Origin of the sequence: Sphingomonas sp. Leaf357 (assembly GCF_001423845.1) — a bacterium.
In the GTDB taxonomy this organism is placed as follows: domain Bacteria; phylum Pseudomonadota; class Alphaproteobacteria; order Sphingomonadales; family Sphingomonadaceae; genus Sphingomonas.
Genome location: NZ_LMPM01000001.1, coordinates 1,538,321 through 1,555,253 on the forward strand (window position 1 = coordinate 1,538,321; position 16,933 = coordinate 1,555,253).

General features: G+C 65.0%; 13 protein-coding genes. 6 read left to right on the forward strand and 7 right to left on the reverse strand.

Annotation, left to right across the window (positions count from 1 at the left end):
- Positions 1–330 precede the first annotated feature (330 nt).
- The 3 genes from ileS to ASG11_RS07140 are packed head-to-tail and all read left to right on the forward strand — an operon-like array spanning position 331 to position 4,167.
- Positions 331–3,216, forward strand: a complete 2,886-nt coding sequence (gene ileS, locus ASG11_RS07130; RefSeq protein ID WP_055777025.1) for an isoleucine--tRNA ligase — start codon at positions 331–333, stop codon at positions 3,214–3,216.
- Complete coding sequence (gene lspA, locus ASG11_RS07135) at positions 3,213–3,755, forward strand: signal peptidase II (protein ID WP_055777028.1); 543 nt, start codon at positions 3,213–3,215, stop codon at positions 3,753–3,755. The genes ileS and lspA overlap by 4 nt, the downstream gene beginning before the upstream one ends.
- Positions 3,748–4,167 (forward strand): DUF3035 domain-containing protein, encoded by a 420-nt coding sequence (locus ASG11_RS07140; RefSeq protein WP_055777031.1) that lies wholly within the window; start codon positions 3,748–3,750, stop codon positions 4,165–4,167. Before lspA ends, ASG11_RS07140 begins: the two co-directional genes overlap by 8 nt.
- Positions 4,168–4,462: 295 nt before the next feature.
- Here the strand turns inward: ASG11_RS07140 and ASG11_RS07145 are convergent, their stop codons facing one another.
- From ASG11_RS07145 to sseA, 3 genes are all read right to left on the reverse strand, one after another.
- The gene (locus ASG11_RS07145; protein ID WP_055777034.1) at positions 4,463–5,236 is read right to left on the reverse strand and encodes a TorF family putative porin; all 774 of its coding nucleotides are present in this window, start codon (positions 5,234–5,236) and stop codon (positions 4,463–4,465) included.
- A gap of 393 nt (positions 5,237–5,629) precedes the next feature.
- Entirely contained in the window at positions 5,630–6,826 is a 1,197-nt protein-coding gene (gene metC / locus ASG11_RS07150; protein WP_055777037.1) for a cystathionine beta-lyase, read from the reverse strand.
- A 142-nt stretch (positions 6,827–6,968) separates the two neighbouring features.
- Positions 6,969–7,808, reverse strand: coding sequence for a 3-mercaptopyruvate sulfurtransferase (gene sseA, locus ASG11_RS07155; RefSeq protein WP_055777040.1), 840 nt, complete (start codon positions 7,806–7,808; stop codon positions 6,969–6,971).
- Between the two features lie 134 nt (positions 7,809–7,942).
- Here sseA and queF point away from each other — a divergent pair, with 134 nt between their 5' ends.
- From queF to ASG11_RS07170, 3 genes are all read left to right on the forward strand, one after another.
- Positions 7,943–8,389: a preQ(1) synthase gene (gene queF, locus ASG11_RS07160; RefSeq protein ID WP_055777043.1), complete on the forward strand. Its 447-nt coding sequence runs from the start codon at positions 7,943–7,945 to the stop codon at positions 8,387–8,389.
- 179 nt (positions 8,390–8,568) lie between these two features.
- Entirely contained in the window at positions 8,569–10,839 is a 2,271-nt protein-coding gene (locus tag ASG11_RS07165) for a glycosyltransferase family 4 protein (protein ID WP_055777046.1), read from the forward strand.
- A gap of 45 nt (positions 10,840–10,884) precedes the next feature.
- Positions 10,885–12,171 (forward strand): glycoside hydrolase family 130 protein, encoded by a 1,287-nt coding sequence (locus tag ASG11_RS07170; RefSeq protein WP_055777048.1) that lies wholly within the window; start codon positions 10,885–10,887, stop codon positions 12,169–12,171.
- Positions 12,172–12,281: 110 nt separating this feature from the next.
- Here ASG11_RS07170 and ASG11_RS07175 read toward each other — a convergent pair whose 3' ends face one another.
- The 4 genes from ASG11_RS07175 to ASG11_RS07190 all read right to left on the reverse strand — a co-directional run bounded on the left by ASG11_RS07175 (position 12,282) and on the right by ASG11_RS07190 (position 16,709).
- Positions 12,282–12,566 carry a GIY-YIG nuclease family protein gene (locus ASG11_RS07175; protein WP_055777051.1) on the reverse strand — a complete coding sequence of 95 codons (285 nt, stop codon included), beginning with the start codon at positions 12,564–12,566 and terminating at the stop codon, positions 12,282–12,284.
- 103 nt (positions 12,567–12,669) lie between these two features.
- Positions 12,670–14,652, reverse strand: a complete 1,983-nt coding sequence (locus ASG11_RS07180; RefSeq protein ID WP_055777055.1) for an OPT family oligopeptide transporter — start codon at positions 14,650–14,652, stop codon at positions 12,670–12,672.
- A 76-nt stretch (positions 14,653–14,728) separates the two neighbouring features.
- Complete coding sequence (locus tag ASG11_RS07185) at positions 14,729–15,472, reverse strand: COG4705 family protein (protein ID WP_055777058.1); 744 nt, start codon at positions 15,470–15,472, stop codon at positions 14,729–14,731.
- 25 nt (positions 15,473–15,497) lie between these two features.
- Complete coding sequence (locus ASG11_RS07190) at positions 15,498–16,709, reverse strand: M20 metallopeptidase family protein (protein WP_055777061.1); 1,212 nt, start codon at positions 16,707–16,709, stop codon at positions 15,498–15,500.
- Positions 16,710–16,933: the final 224 nt, after the last annotated feature.

Consider the following 16,933-nt stretch of genomic DNA (forward strand, 5'->3'; position numbering starts at 1 on the left):
GGAGGAGTTTCACACAAAGGCACAAAGGCACGAAAAGACGGGGAAGAAGATTTGCTCGCGCGAAGACGCGAATCAGGAAAAATCGATGCCTTCGGCAAAAGTGCGCCGGTTTGAGGCGACCTCTTTGCGTCTTAGCGCTTTAGCGCGAGCAATCCTCCTTACTTTTCGTGCCTTCGTGTCTTCGTGTGGGCCATCTTCCTTCTGTCGGCAGCATTGACGCGGAGAATAATTCTGAAGACCCATCACCATTTTTATCCCGCCCGCGTCTCCGCGCCGACCTGCGCTTCGCCATTTGTGAAACCACCTCAGCCCCGCTAAAGCCCGCCTCCTATGACCGACAGTCCCGCCCAAGACGCCGCCAGAGATTGGCGCGACACCGTCTTCCTGCCGAAGACCGATTTCCCCATGAAGGCTGGCCTCGCCCAGAAGGAGCCGGCGATCCTGGCGCGCTGGGCGGCGCTCGGCATCTACGATCGGCTGCGCGAACAGCGGGCCGGGCGCGAGCGGTTCATCCTGCACGACGGCCCGCCTTACGCCAACGGCGACATCCATATGGGCCATGCGATGAACAAGGTGCTGAAGGACATCATCGTCCGCAGCCAGTCGCTGATGGGCAAGGATGCGCCGTACGTGCCGGGCTGGGATTGCCACGGCCTGCCGATCGAGTGGAAGGTCGAGGAAGCGTATCGCGCGAAGAAGCTGAACAAGGACGAGGTGCCGGTCGCGCAGTTCCGCGCCGAATGCCGTGCGTACGCCGAGAAATGGGTCGCGGTGCAGCGCGAACAGTTCGAGCGGCTGGGCGTGATGGGCGACTGGGCCGATCCGTATCTGACGATGAAGTTCGATGCCGAGGCGGCGATCGTCGGCGAGTTGCTGAAGTTCGCCGAGAGCGGCCAGCTGTATCGCGGCGCGAAGCCGGTGATGTGGTCGCCGGTCGAGAAGACCGCCCTGGCCGAGGCCGAGGTGGAATATGAGGACGTGGTGTCGACCCAGATCGACGTCGCGTTCGAGATCGTCGACGCGCCGAACGCGCCCGAACTGGTCGGCGCGCATGCGGTGATCTGGACAACCACGCCGTGGACGATCCCGGTGAACCAGGCGCTGAGCTATGGGCCGGAGATACATTATCAGGCTTTCCAAGCCGAAGATGGGCGCAGATTCCTGATCGCTTTCGATCTCAAAGAAGAGTTCGAACGCCGCACTGGCATAATGCTTAATTCAGGCAATCTGCAGGACATCGATAACGGACAGGTTCGCGGTACTTTACTCGAGGGCGCCACCGCACGACACCCGATGCACGCGCTCGGCGGGTTCTTCGCCCGCCCCCGCCCGTTCCTGCCCGGCGATTTCGTCACCACCGATGCCGGCACCGGGCTCGTGCATATGGCCCCCGATCACGGCGAGGACGATTTCCTGCTGTGCAAGCAATACGGCATCGATCCGGTGTTCGCGGTCGATGGCGCGGGCATGTATCGCGCGGACTGGGCGTGGCTCGGCGGGCAGGGAAGCGTGATCAACAAGAAGTTCGTCGCATCCGACGGGCCGATCTGCACCGATCTGCGCGAAGCGGGCGCGTTGCTCGCGGCAAGCGACGATTTCGCGCATTCCTATCCGCACAGCTGGCGGTCGAAGGCGAAGGTGATCTTCCGCGCGACGCCGCAATGGTTCATCCCCATGGATCGGGATACTTATGCCAATACCGTCATCCCAGCGCAGGCTGGGATCTCAGGCGAAGGTGCGGGACAGGAGCCGCACGAGACCCCGGCCTTCGCCGGGGTGACGTCCGCCGGCAACGGCGCGACCTTGCGAGAGGTGGCGCTCGATGCGATCGCCCGCACCCGCTGGGTGCCCGCGCGCAGCGAGAACCGGATTCGCGCGATGGTCGAGGGCCGCCCGGACTGGGTGATCTCGCGCCAGCGCGCCTGGGGCGTACCGATCGCGCTCTACGTCAACCGCGCGACCGGCGAGTATCTCGACGACGCGGCCGTCAACGCGCGCATCGTCGCGGCGTTCAAGGCGGGCGGGGCGGATGCGTGGTTCGCCGCCGATCATCAGGCGCTGCTCGGCCCCGATTACGCGCTCGCCGATTACGAGGTGATCACCGACATCCTTGACGTGTGGTTCGACAGCGGCAGCACGCACGCCTTCGTGATCGAGGCCCGCTACGGCGAGGGGACGCGCGCGAACCTGTATCTCGAAGGGTCGGACCAGCATCGCGGCTGGTTCCAGTCGTCGCTGCTCGAATCCTCCGGCACGCGCGGGCGTGCGCCGTACGATGCCGTGCTCACCCACGGCTTCGCGCTCGACGGGCAGGGACGCAAGATGTCGAAATCGCTCGGCAACGTGGTCGATCCGCTGAAGATCATCCAGGAATCGGGTGCCGACATCCTGCGCATGTGGGTCGCCTCGACCGATTATTTCGACGATGTGAAGATCGGCAAGGAGGTGCTCGGCACGGCGAGCGACGCGTATCGCAAGCTGCGCAACACGTTCCGCTATCTGCTCGGCGCACTCGACGGGTTCAGCGATGCGGAGAAGGTCGCGGTCAAGGACATGCCGGATCTGGAGCGCTACGTCCTCCACCGGCTCGGCATGATCGACGTCGAATTGCGGACGGCGGCGACGGGGTACGAATTCAATCGCTACCTGCGCCTGCTGACCGATTTCGCGCAGGACGATCTGTCGGCGTTCTTCTTCGATATCCGCAAGGACTCGCTCTATTGCGATGCGGCCACCGACATCAAGCGGCGCTCGTACCGCACCGTGCTCGACATCCTGTTCCACGCGCTGGTGCGTTATGCCGCGCCGATCCTGTGCTTCACCGCCGAGGAGACGTGGCAGGCGCGTTACCCGAGTGAGGACGGGTCGGTCCATTATCTGGAATGGCCGGAGCTGCCGGCGCTGCCCGGCGACGATGCCGCGCTGACGCAATGGGGCGACGTGCGGGCATTGCGCGTGCAGGTCACCGAGGCGATCGAGCCGCTGCGTCGCGAGAAGCGCGTGCGCTCCAGTCTGGAGGCCGAGGTGACGGTGCCCAGGGCGACGCTTTCGAACGAGGCGCTGGCCGAGCTGTTCATCGTCGCGAAAGTGACGACGGCGGATGATATCGCCGTGACGCCGACCGACTTCCACAAATGCGGCCGCTGCTGGCGCCATCTGCCCGAAGTGACGACGGACGGGACGCTGTGCGATCGCTGCGCGGAGGTAGTGGCATGAGCGCGCTGCCGAAAGCAGGCGTGATCGCCGCCGTGACGCTGTTCGTGATCGACCAGGCGGTGAAATATGCCGTCACCGGGCCGCTCGGCATCGATCATCTTGGTGCCTACCGGGAGATCGTGTCGTTCTTCGACCTGCGCTTCGTGCCCAATATCGGCATCTCGCTTGGGCTGTTGCCGGCGGGCGGCGACACGATGCGCTGGGCGCTCGTCGCGCTGACCGCGGCGATCGCGTTCGGCGTGGGCGTCTGGATGACGCGCGAGAAGAACCCGCAGGACCAGATCGCGCTCGGCCTCGTGCTGGGCGGCGCGATCGGCAACATCCTCGATCGCATGCGGTTCGGCTATGTGGTCGATTTCGCCGACCTGCATTTCGGCACGTGGCGACCGTTTTTGGTCTTCAATGTCGCCGATGCGGCGATTACGATCGGCGTGCTGGTCTTGCTCGTACGCGCGCTTCTGATACGCGATAAACCCAGGACTGAGTCCAGCGACAAGCAGGGGGCCGGTGCGGCACCAGTGGAGAATTCTAATGCGTAAGTTCGTTATCGTCGCCACCGGCCTGGCGCTGGCCGCCACGCTCTCCGCCTGCGGCAAGCGCGGCTACGATCGTGCGCGGCCGGACGAATTCGCCGTCGCGCGCCAGGCGCCGTTGGTGATCCCGCCCGATTTCTCGCTCGTGCCCCCGGCGGCCGGTGCCGCTCCGACCACGTCGGGCAATCCCAACGCGCAGGCGCTCGACGCCTTGTTCGGCGGAACGGCGGCGCGCAGCGCGTCCGAGGGCGCAGTGGTCGATGCGGCGGGCGGCGACGCCGCGGCCGACGGCATCCGCTCGGATGCGGGCGATCCCGGCACCAATGTGGTCGACAAGGCCGGCACGACGCGCGACATCGTCGCGGCGCCGGAAGGCGACGGACAGGATGCCCGCGCCAGCACGCCACCGAAGAACTGATCCTGCGTTCGGGGCGCGTAGATCACCCCATTTGTCCTGAGCTTAGTAAAGGGCGCGGTTCTGGTGTACCGTCACCCCGGACTTGTTCCGGGGTCCACCGTGCCGGAAGATCGGCTGTCAGATCACTATCTGTATCGAAAGCGGCTTGGTGGACCCCGGAACAAGTCCGGGGTGACGGAAGGGCTGATCAGTTCGCGTCCAAATCGTCGAATTTCGAACGGGCCCGCGCGAAAAATACGGACACAAAAAAGGGGACGGCCAGAGGCCGTCCCCTTTTTTTGAATATCGGCGATGTCTAGAAGCTGACGCCGATCGAGCCGACGAAACCGCCGGACGTGATGTTGCGCAGCTTGCCCGGACCGTCGACGATGAAATAATTCTTGTTGGTGTCGACGTAGTTGGCGCCGATCGTGACATGGTTCCAGGTGTAGCTCGCGCCCAGTCCCCAATCGGTGTAGCCCTTGTAGCCGAGCGACAGCACGCTGGGCCCGAAAGTGTGGCCGAGATGCGCCGTCACGCTGAACGGCGTCGTCGGAATGGCGGCGGACAGGTCCCCGGCGAGATAGGTGCTGTCCCGGTTGCGGATGCCGTCGAGCGACTGGGCCGACTGCTTGGGCGTGTAGTTGGCGGTGATCTTGCCGGTCAGCGGACCATAGGTCGCCGACACGTCGATATAGGGCTCGACGAAGTCGGTCTTGTTATGCCCGCCGCCGGGGTAGTAATAATACAGCACGCCGCCATCGATCTTCACACCGCTCTTGAAGGTGTGCGAATAACCGGCGATCAGATCGATCTCCTGATCGCTGCCGAATGCGACGTAATCGTCTATCGAGGACCCCCAGACCGAGGCGTACAGGCCGGATTCGTGCGTGATCGTGAAGGTGCCCTGCAGGGCGACCTTCTTGTCGGTCTGTGAAATGCCGCGGAAGCGGTAATCGGAGACGACCGTCGCGCCACCGGTGACGGTAATCGCCGGCGGAGGCGCGGTTGGCCCGGCCGCATCCTGTGCGAATGCGGGGGTGGCGGTGGCGAGCAGCAGTGCGCTCAGGCTTAGCGTGGAAATGCGCATCAATGTCCCTTTCGACGTAGAAATGCGTGTAGTCCCCGCCTGCTTCGTCAAGATTTGCCCCATCTGTCGGGCGCTCAAAGCACCCCGCGCGGCTGATCCCCGACGCAACGCAAGTGCCGAATGGCGCTGCACTGCACAACATAATTCTGAAACGTGTCCGAAACATTGCTGTTGTGTTGCTGGCGCGCCACAGTGGGCCGCGTGTCACCGGAAGATCATCGTCGTCGGTCCGGTGGGTATTATGCGGTCGGCAAAATTATCGCCGTCATCCTCCCGACGGCGAGGATCCCGCTTCTTCTACTTGGTGCGGGACAGGGCAGCGGGATCCCCGCCTTCGCGGGGATGACGGGAAGAGTGACCCTGGAATCTCGATCGGCGCACAGAAGTCGGGTGTTAAGCTTTTGCCGCGTCGAACCTTTGGAGACTGGCGGCGAGGTCGGCGATCAGATCGTCCGGGTCTTCCAGCCCGATCTGCAGGCGTACCAGCGGGCCGGCATCGTCGCGCTTCGTCACGCTGCGATAGCGCGCTGGATCGACCGGCAGGGCGAGGCTTTCGAAACCGCCCCAGCTATAGCCGATGCCGAACAGGTCGAGCCCGTCAATCAGCGCGGCGCGGCTTTCCTCGCCACCGCCGTTCAGCACGAACGAGAACAGCCCCGAGGATCCCTTGAAATCGCGCAGAAAATGGTCGTGGCCGGGGCAATCGGGCAGGGCCGGGTGAAGCACCGTCGCCACCTGCGGCTGTTCGGCCAGCCAATGCGCGATCTTGAGCGCGCTGGCCTCGTGCTGCTTCAGCCGCACCGCCATCGTGCGCAGCCCGCGCGAACCGAGCCAGCAATCGTCTGGGCTGGCGACCTGACCCAATTGGTAGCTGGTGTCGCGCAGCCGGGCGAAATGCCCCGGCGCGGCGGTAACGGAGCCGAGCATCACGTCGGAATGGCCGACGACATATTTGGTGCAGGCGAGGATCGTCAGGTCCACGCCCAGCGCGATCGCCGGAAAGAGCAGCGGGGTGGCCCAGGTATTGTCGATCAGCGTCGTCACGCCACGTGCCTTCGCGGCGGCGACGATGGCGGGCACGTCCTGCACTTCGAACGTCAGGCTACCGGGGCTTTCCATCAGGATCGCGCGGGTAGCCTCGCCGATCAGGTCGGCGATACCGCCCCCGATCAGGGGATCGTAGAAGCGCGTCTTGATGCCCATGCGCTTGAGCAGGCCCATCGCCAATCCGCGCGTCGGATCATAGGCGCTGTCGGGCGCGAGCAGTTCGTCACCCGGCGAAAGCACCGACAGCAACGCCGCCGCGATCGCCGCGACGCCCGAGCAATAGAGGAACGTGCCTTCCGCGCCGGGTTCCAGTTCGGTCAGCGCATCGGCCAGCGCCCATTGCGTCGGCGTGCCCTTGCGACCGTAGAACAGACGGTGATGCGTGTTCGACCCGCGCTCGCGCAGGCTTGCCACGTCGTCGTAGAGGATCGTCGACGCGCGCCATACCGGTGGGTTGACGATCCCTTGCGTCCACTCCGCGCGCCGGCCGGCGGAGACGATGCGGGTGGCATCGGCGATGGGCTCGTCGTTGTCGCCCTTCACGCCGACCTGCCCTCCGCCGACATCCCCGCGCAGGCGGGGATCACTAGTCCCGACAGGCGGATACGGAACCGATGTTCAGCCGGTATGGATTCCCGCCTGCGCGGGAATGACGGGAGAGAGCTGGAACGGGCAAGCCCTTCGCTCACGCCGCGCCGGTCGCCTTCGGCGTGTCGCTGGCGGCACCCCATTCGGACCAGCTACCGTCATAGACCGCAGCTTCGTTGCCGAGCAGATGCGCGCCGAACGCCAGCACCGATGCTGTGATGCCGGAGCCGCAGGTGGTGACGAGCGGCTTGGCCAAGTCGATCCCCGCGCCTTCGAATTCCGCCTTCAGCGCATCGCCGGTCTTGTAGGTGCCGTCTTCGTTGAACAGCTCGCCCACCGGCAGGTTCTTGGAACCCGGGATATGTCCGGCGTGCGTCGCGGCGCGCGGATCAGGTTCCTCGCCGGTGAAACGCGCGGCGGAGCGGGCGTCGAGCACCTGTTCCGCCTTGCTGTCGAGATTGGCCTTCAGCTGGTCCTTGGTCCTGACGCCCTTGTCGTCGGCCCACACGGTAAAGTGACGATGGCGCAACTGCTCCTTGCCGCTGGCGACGTCCCGGCCCTCGGCCTGCCACTTGGCCAGGCCGCCATCGAGGATCGCCACATCGTGCGCGCCGAACGTGCGCAACATGAACCAGGCGCGCGCCGCGGTGTGATAGGGCGAATTGTCGTACAGCACGATGCGGCTTCCGTCGCCCAAGCCGAGCGATTGCATGCGACTGGCGAACTTTTCGGGTGCCGGCAGCATCGAGGGCAGGCCGCTGGACGTATCGGCGATCTCGCCAAGGTCCATGAACACCGCACCCGGAATATGTGCCTTCTCGTACTCGGCCGCCGCGTCGCGGTCTCCGAAGCCGGCGAAATAGGTCGCGTCCACGATGCGCAGGTCGTTCGCGCCCAGTTCGCCTGCCAGCCATTCCGTCGTTACCAGCGAGTCCATGCAGTCTCTCCAAAGTGCCGTTTCGACTTCCCTAGACAGTGCCAGGCGCGCCGTCGAGTGAAGCCGGGGGTCGATAGACGCGGAATGTGGCGCATCCGTTCCAATTTCGCTGCATCTTCCCTAAATGAGCCGTCATGACCCCAACCCATCTCGGCAAGACCAGCGCGCTCCCGGCCTCCCCGGAAGAGGCGATCCTCGATTACGTTCCCAATCCCCGGACCGGACGACCATATCTGGTGCGCTTCACCGCGCCGGAATTCACCTCGCTCTGTCCGGTGACCGCACAGCCCGATTTCGCGCATCTGGTGATCGATTACGCGCCGGCCGCGACGATCGTCGAATCCAAGTCGCTGAAATTGTTTCTCGGGGCCTTTCGCAATCATCAGGCGTTCCACGAGGATTGCACCGTCGGCATCGGCGAGCGGCTGTTCGCGGAGATGAAGCCGCTCTGGCTGCGCATCGGCGGCTATTGGTATCCGCGTGGTGGCATGCCGATCGACGTGTTCTGGCAATCGGGGATGCCACCCGAAGGACTGTGGCTGCCGTCGCAGGACGTGCCGGCCTATCGCGGACGCGGCTGATCGTCGCTCAACTCGTCGCGGGAATCCGTTCATCCGTCGTCAATGTTGATCGCGATCAGCCAGAATCTGGACCGTTCCCACGTTGCACTGCAACATGATTGCAACCATATTGTTTTCAAGCCGTTCGAGGGAGGCAGAGTCGGGGCTCCCAGCCCCTTTCCAGAGTTTGAGGTAGCACGATGGCGTACGCGGCAGAGGCAGGTTCCGGCATCGATCACATCGCACTGATCGGCAATTTTCTGCCGCGCAAATGTGGCCTTGCAACATACACCACCGATACGTTCACCGCGCTGAAGGCCCGGTTCCCCGATATGCAGGTCGATGTCTATGCGATGGACGACCATCCCGGAATGTACGATTATCCGTCCGAAGTGACGATGAGCATCCCCGATCGGGATCGGACGGCGTATCTGGCCGCCGCCCGCGCCATCGAGGCGAGCGGGGCCAAGGCGATCTGGCTGCAGCACGAATACGGCATTTTCGGTGGCGCGGCGGGGGAGATGATCCTCCAGTTGCTCGACCGTGTATCGATTCCGGTGATCGTCACGCTGCACACGATCCTCGAAAAGCCGAGCGCCGACGAACGTCGCGTGATGGAGGGCCTGTTGCGCCGCGCCTCGCGCGTGATCGTGATGGCCGAGCGCGGCCGCGAGATCCTCGAGCGTGTCTATGGCGCGAGCGGGCGCAGCGTCGTGATGATCCCGCACGGCGTGCCCGATCGTGAGTTCGTCGATCCCAACAGCCTGAAGGCGCAATTCGGCTGGGAAGGCCGCCAGGTCGTGCTGACCTTCGGGCTGCTGGCGCCGAACAAGGGGATCGAGACGCTGATCGAGGCGATGCCGGCGATCGTCGAGGCGCACCCGAACGTATTGTATGCCGTGCTCGGCGCGACGCATCCCAATCTGGTGGCGCACGAGGGCGAGAAATATCGCGATCGGTTGAAGACGCTGGCAGCCAATCTCGGCGTCGGCGGGAACGTCGAGTTCATCGACGCCTTCCTCGAGCATAACGAGCTGATCGATTATCTGCAGGCGGCGGACATCTATGCCACGCCGTACAGCAACCCGGCGCAGATCACGTCGGGGACGCTCAGCTATGCGGTCGGCGTCGGCAAGGCGGTGGTCTCCACGCCCTATGTGCATGCGACCGAAATCCTCGCCGACGGACACGGCGTGCTGGTCGATTTCGGCGACAGCGCCGCCTTCGCTCGCGAGATCAACCTGCTGCTGGGCAGCGATCGCAACCGGACCCGGTTGTCGGAACGCGCCTATGCGCGAGGCCGCACGATGATCTGGCCCGTCTTGGCCGAGACCGCCGTGCGCGAGATCGCCGGCATGGTCGCCGCCAAGCCACGGCGCCTGCCCAAAAGCGCCAGCGTCGCCGCGCTCAAGCCCGACTTTTCCGCCGTCGAGCGGATGAGCGATTCGACCGGTATGTTGCAGCATTCGATCTATTCGATTCCGGATCGCCGACACGGCTATTGCATCGACGACAACGTCCGCGCGTTGATGCTGCTGACGCGGATGGACGAGCTCGACGAGACGACGCGCGACAAGTGGATGACGATCTATCAGTCGTTCATCCAATATGCGTGGAACCCCGACGTCCGACGTTTCCGCAACTTCATGAATTTCGACCGGACGTGGTGCGAAGAGTTCGGATCGGAAGATTCGAACGGCCGGACCTTGTGGGCGCTCGGCGTCACCGCGCGTGACGCGACCCAGGCGAAGCATCGCGACTGGGCGATGTCGATGTTCGACATGACCGCGTCGCTCGCGCTCGACCTCGGGTCCCCGCGCGCGCATGCCTTCTGCATGCTCGGTGCGGCGGCGGTTGTGGAGGCGCATCCCGGTCATGCGCTCGCGCGACAGATCCTGGCGCGCTTCTCGGACGAGCTTCTGGCATTGCTCGCCGAGGCCCGCCGTCCGGAATGGGAATGGTTCGAGATCGTTCTCGCCTACGACAATGCGCGCCTGCCCGAGGCGATGATCCGCGCCGGAATCGCGCTGAAGCGCAACGATCTGGTCAAGTCCGGCCTGGATACGCTGGACTGGATCATCGGTCGCCAGACGTCGCCCGAGGGCCGCTTCCGCGCGGTCGGCACGGAGAGCTTCGGCCGCGTCTACGCCGAACCGCTGCCGTTCGATCAGCAGCCGCTGGAGGCACAGGCGACGGTCGACGCGTGCGTCGCGGCCCATGCAGCGACCGCCGATCAGCGTTGGGTGGACGAAGCGAACCGGGCGTATCGCTGGTATCTTGGGCAGAACGATCTCGACATGCCGCTGGCCACGCAGGCCGATGGCGGCTGTTTCGACGGCCTGATGCCGACCGGATTGAACAGAAATCAGGGTGCGGAGTCGATTCTGGCGCTGCAATTGGCCTCTTGCGCCATTTCTGGGCTTTCAAAGCGCGTCGAAAGCGTGGCAGGACCATCGAGCGCCGTCGCTTAGCCTCGCTACCGACGCCGCGTTTGAGGCGTCGAAGCGAGGAAGTCCGTGTCAGAGCTGTTCCATCACGCATTGCGTCTCCATGCCGACCCGTCGCGGGTCGTCGTGCGGCCGTTCCATCTGGCCTGGGCGGGCAATGGCGGCAGCCGTACCGAACGGCTCGTGCGCGAGGTGCTGGAGATGGACACCCAGCAGACGCGCGCGGAACTGGAAGTCGTGCTCAAGGATTTCGAGGCGCGCCACTGGCAGACGCGCCGCGTGTTCATGACGCGCTATGACGAGATCGAGGCGATGCTCGATCTCGACGGTAGCGAGATCGGCGACGAGAAACGCCAGTTGATCGGCGCCTATTTCTGCCATGAATATTCCTACGCCGCCGCCGCGCTGATGAACCCCAGCGCGACGCCGCATTTCGACCAGTCGGGCATGCCGTCGGGATCGCTGCGCATCCTGATGTCCTTGCGCGCGGTAGGTGAGGGGCACATCTCCTCGGTCGCATTTCGCGAAGGCATCATCACCGATCAGAACCAGCTGAAGCTTGCCCCCGAACCGCCCTTCGCGACCGCGACCGATGCGATCGGCGAGGAAGAGGACGAACTGCCGGAAGGCCCGATCACCGTCTATCGCCACCGCGATTCGACGCTGTCCGGCACGGTGATTTTCCCGATCACGGCCGCGCAGTCGAAGGGGCTGGAGGATCTGCGGCTCGTGCAGTTCACGCATGACGACGGATCGGTCGAGTGGCTGGGCACCTACACCGCCTATAACGGCTCGCAGATCCAGTCGGAACTGATGCGTACCGGGGATTTCCGTGCGTTCGATCTGGTGCCGATGTCCGGCCCCGCCAGCCGCAACAAGGGCATGGCGCTGTTCCCGCGCAAGGTGAACGGCAAGTATCTGATGATCGGGCGGCAGGACGGCGAGAATCTGTTCCTGCTCGAATCCGATACGCTCACGCATTGGGAGGAGGGCACCCGCCTGCTCGAACCCAAATATCCGTGGGAGCTGGTGCAGATCGGCAATTGCGGCCCGCCGATCGAGCTGGAAGAGGGTTGGCTGCTGCTGACCCACGGCGTCGGCGCGATGCGCAAATATTCGATCGGCGCGGTGCTGCTCGACAAGCAGGATCCCTCCAAGGTGATCGGCCGCACGATCCACCCGATCCTGGCGGCGGCGGACCAGGACCGCGAGGGCTATGTGCCCAATGTCGTCTATACCTGCGGCGCGATCCGGCATGGGGATACGCTGTTCGTGCCGTACGGCGTGGCGGACAGCTCGGTGGCGTTCGCGTTCATTCCGATCAGCACGATGCTGGCGGAGATGGCGACCGGGTGAGGTTTGTGCTTCTCGTGTTCGGCGAGAAGATGGGTCGGTGGTATTTCGGTCGAAAGCCATCCCTCCCCATTGTCACCCCGGCCTCGTGCCGGGGTCCACCGCGCCGCGGGCTATGCCTTCAACGGTTCCAGCCCCAGCCCAACCGCAAGATCGTTCCAGAGCGGGTTTTCCCGTTCGATAAGGTTGCGCTTCCAGTAGCGTCGATAACGCTTCAATTGCTTTTCGCGGGCGATGGCGATTTCCATCGTGTCCGCAACCTCGAAACAGACGAGCCGGGTGATTGCGTATCTCCTGGTATGTCCGTCGTATGTCCCGTTGCGATGCTGGGCGATCCTGCCGACCAAATTGGACGTGACGCCAACATAAAGCGATCCGTTGTAATTGCTCGCGAGCATGTAGACTCAAGGTAGGCGCTCAATCGTCATGTCTTGGATTTGCCGCGCAGTGGACCCCGGAACAAGTCCGGGGTGACGCAGGGTAGGTGGCGTTATGGATGCTCTACCCCACCAACCCCCGCGTCCGCCGATACAGCAGCCCGATCGCCACCGCGAACAGCACCGGTGCCGCCCACAGCGCCGTCGCCTCGAATCCGGCATCCACCACGGCCAGCGGCGCGTCGATCGCGGGGATCGGGCCGCTGCGATTGGCCCAGGCGACGATGCCGGCAAAGGCGACGCCGAACAGGCTTTCGCCGACGATCAGGCCGGTGGCGGCCAGCACGCCCATGCGTTCGGCGAAGTCGGGATTGGGCGAGGCCTTGGCCCAGCGGTTGTAATAATGGCCAATCACCGCGCCGATCGGGATCAGCAAGGTCAGCGACATCGGCAGATAGATGCCCATGCCGACGGCGAGCGGGGGCAGGCGCATCCTGCCGGTGCGACCGAGCAGTTCGTCCAGCGCGATCACGACCACGCCGATCAGCGCGCCCGTTCCGATCAGGCTCCAGTCGAGATCGCCGCCAAGCACACCCTTGGCGAGGCTGGAGATGAGCGCGGCCTGAGGGGCGGACAATGCGTTCGGCCCGGCATTCGGCATGCCGACGAAGCCCAGCGTATCCTTGAGCAGGTTGAGCACGACCGGGATGACCAGCGAGCCGAAGATCACGCCCAGTACCAGCGCCACCTGCTGCTTCCACGGCGTCGCGCCGACCAACTGACCGGTCTTCAGATCCTGGAGGTTGTCGTTGGAGATCGTCGCCACCGAGAACACGATCGCGGTGGTGAACAGGGCATAGGCGACCAGGGCATTGGCGCGCGAGGGATCGATCCCATGGCCGAACACCGCGACCAGCAGCAACGATGCGCCCAGCACCGCGAGGATGCCGACGCCCGATACCGGCGAGTTCGACGCGCCGATCAGTCCCGCCATATAACCGCACACCGCCGCGATCAGCACGCCGGCGATCAGGATGAAGATCAAAGTCCCGCCGATCACGGCGAGCGGATGTTCGTGCACCGGGCCGCCGGCGGAGAAGATCCACAACAGCCATGCGATCGGCGGCAGGGTGAGCAGGACCGAGACGGCGACGATGCCGATCGGCAGATCGCGTTCGGTCAGCGCCAGCGTCTCGCCGTCGGAGCGTGCGCGCGATGCGGCCATCGCGGAGCGCAGCCCCCCGATGATCGGCCCGACGATGCGCAGCAGCGACCAGATCGCCGCCACCCCGATCGTGCCCGCGCCGATGAAACGCACCTGCCCGCGGAACACGCCGCTGACCACGGTATCGAGCGGTTCGGTGAAGGCGTTGCCGGCGGTCAGATACGGCACCAGCCCGACCCAGGCGATCAACAGCCCGACGAACATCGCCACGCCGACCGACAGGCCGACGAGATGCCCGACACCGATCAGCGCCATCGAATAGCTGCCGGACACGCCGCTCGCGCTGCCGCCGACGCGGAAATTCTTGGTCGCCTCCGCCGCGACGAGCTTCATCGCGGCGAGCAGCGCGAAGCCGGCCGAGACGACCGACCCGAAGATGATGACTCGCAGGCCCTTGGCATTCTCGACATCGCCCGCGGCGGATTCGGTGCCGACCTTGAGCACTTCCGCGGCCGCCACGCCTTCGGGATAGGGCAGATCCGACCCCGTCACCAATGCGCGCCGCAGCGGCACGGAGAACATCACGCCCAAAATACCGCCGGCCATGCAGACGAACGCGGTGGTCCAGAACGGAAAACCGCTCCACCAGCCGACCAGGATCAGGCCCGGCAACACGAAGATGATCGCCGCCAGCGTGCCCGCCGCGCTGGCGATCGTCTGGACGATATTGTTTTCGAGGATGTTCGAATTGGGCAGGAAGCGCAGGATCGCCATCGAGATCACCGCCGCCGGGATCGACGTGGCGAACGTGAGTCCGATCTTCAGCCCGAGATAGACGTTGGCCGCCGTGAACAGCACCGTGATCAGCGCGCCGAGGACGATGCCCCGGAGCGTCAGTTCGGCGAGCGGGCGGGCGGGGGTGGTGATCGGGGCGGTGGCCATCGGTCTGGAATTCCGTCGGTAAGGTCGTTGTGCCGACATCGTTACACGCCATGTGCGGGCTGCGCACTCTTTTCGGCTAGACGCCCTTCGCCTGCGACCCGGCTCTTTGCGGCAGCATCACCACGAGCACGACGATCGCTATCGCCAGCACGGAAGAGGCCAGCGGGCGGCTGAACGCCAGACCGCCATGGTCGATCGGCTTGTCGAGCAGGTCGCCGACCGTCGCCCCCAATGGGCGCGTCAGGATGAACGCCGTCCAGAACAGCAATACGCGGCTGACCTTCGTCCAGAAATACAGGGCGGCAAGGATCGCCAGCAACGCGCCGAAGATCACCGCCGCGCCGCCATAGCCGAGATTGCCGGTATCGGCGGTCCAGTCGCCGAGCGCGGTGCCGAGCGTCTGCGAAAAGGTGATCGTCAGCCAGTAGAAGCTCTCCGCGCGCGGCTCGTGCACGCTCTCCGCGGAGATCGATCCGAGCGTGCGATGCCATGCCGCGAGCGATGCGATCACGCAGGCCAGCAACAGGAGCGATCCGCCGGGGTAGCCGATGCCCAGCGACCGCGTCGCGAAATCCGCCATCGTCGTGCCCGCCGTGGTCGAGGCGATGATCGTCGCCCAATAGAGCCATGGGTGGAACCGCGTCGCCGATATCTGCCACCATGCGAACGCAGCGAAAATGGCGAGGAAGATCGCGGAGCCGGCCAGATAGCCGAGCCCCATCGACATGCTGACGGTATCGCCCGCCGTCTCGCCGAAGGTGGTCGCCAGGATCTTGACGATCCAGAAGCCGAGCGTGATCGCCGGTACCTTGCCCATCATCTCGCGCGTGGCGGGAGTCACGATGTCAATCGAACCCGTCGTTGAGGAACGCATCGGCCAGCGCGCAATGCATCGCCACGCCCTTGGCCATCACGCTTTCGTCGATCGTCATCTTCGTATTGTGCAGCGGCGGGTTGGTGCGCGGATCGGTGCCCTCTGGTGCCACGCCGACGAACGCCATCGCGCCCGGTATCTCGCGCAGGACGTAGGAGAAATCCTCGCCGCCCATCATCGGCGCGGGCATCGTGACATAGCCGCCGTCGCCGCCCATCCGCACCGCGATGTCGCGGATCAGCGCCACGGCGCGGGGATCGTTCTGCGTCACGGGATAGCCTTCGTCGATGCGCAGATGGCCGGTGCAGCCGTGCGCGGCGGAGACGTGCTCGACGATGCGCGCCAGTCCGTCCTTCGCCTTCACGCGCGTCGCATTGGAGAGCGTGCGCAGAGTGCCGAGCATCTGCACCTCGTCCGGCACGATGTTATAGGCCGAGCCGGCGGTGATCTTGGTGATCGACAGCACGGCGGGATCGGTGACGGCGATCTGGCGCGCGACGAAGGTGGAAAGCGCGGTGACGATCTCGCACGCGACGGGGATCGGATCCAGCCCGTCCTGCGGCATCGCGGCATGCGCGCCCGCGCCGCGAATCGTGATGTTGATCGCGTCGGTCGAGGCGAGCAATGGCCCCGGGCGGCTGACGAACACGCCCGCGGGCATGTTGGGTGAGATGTGCAGCGCGAACGCGGCTTCGGGCGCGGGATCGGCGAGCAGGCCGTCCTCGATCATGAAGCGCGCGCCATGATGGCCTTCCTCGCCGGGCTGGAACATGAACACGATCGTGCCGGGCAGATCGTCCTTGCGCGCGCACAGCGCCCGCGCCGCCCCGACCAGCATCGCGGTGTGCGAATCGTGGCCGCAGGCGTGCATCGCGCCCGGCACTTGCGACGCGAAGGGCAGGCCGGTTTCCTCCTGCATCGGCAGCGCATCGTGATCGCCGCGCAGCAGCACGGTGCGGCCATTGTCGCGCCCGCCACGCAGGATCGCGACGAAGCCGGTGGTGCTGGTGCCGTCGCGGATCTCAAGCGGCAGACCGGCGAGTGCCGCCTTGATCTTGTCGGCCGTGCGCGGGCAGTGCAGCCCGATCTCCGGATCGGCATGGATCGCGCGGCGAAGCGCGATCGCGTCGGCCAGTTCGGCCTCGCCGATGGCGGTCCAGTCGATCGGGGATTGTAGGGTCATGAGCGGAGTCCTTGGCGGAGTTTCCGTCAGACTAGGCCGATCCGCCGCGCGGCGAAAGTATCGGGTTCGTATACGGTCGTGGTAATGCGGGAGGTGGTTGTGGTTTTAGCAGCCCCCACGTCATGCTGAACTTGTTTCAGCATCCAGGCGCGGTCGTTCGTCACGAAGACCGTGTCAGATTTGGTTGCCGGCCGCGCCTGGATCCTGAAACGAGTTCAGGATGA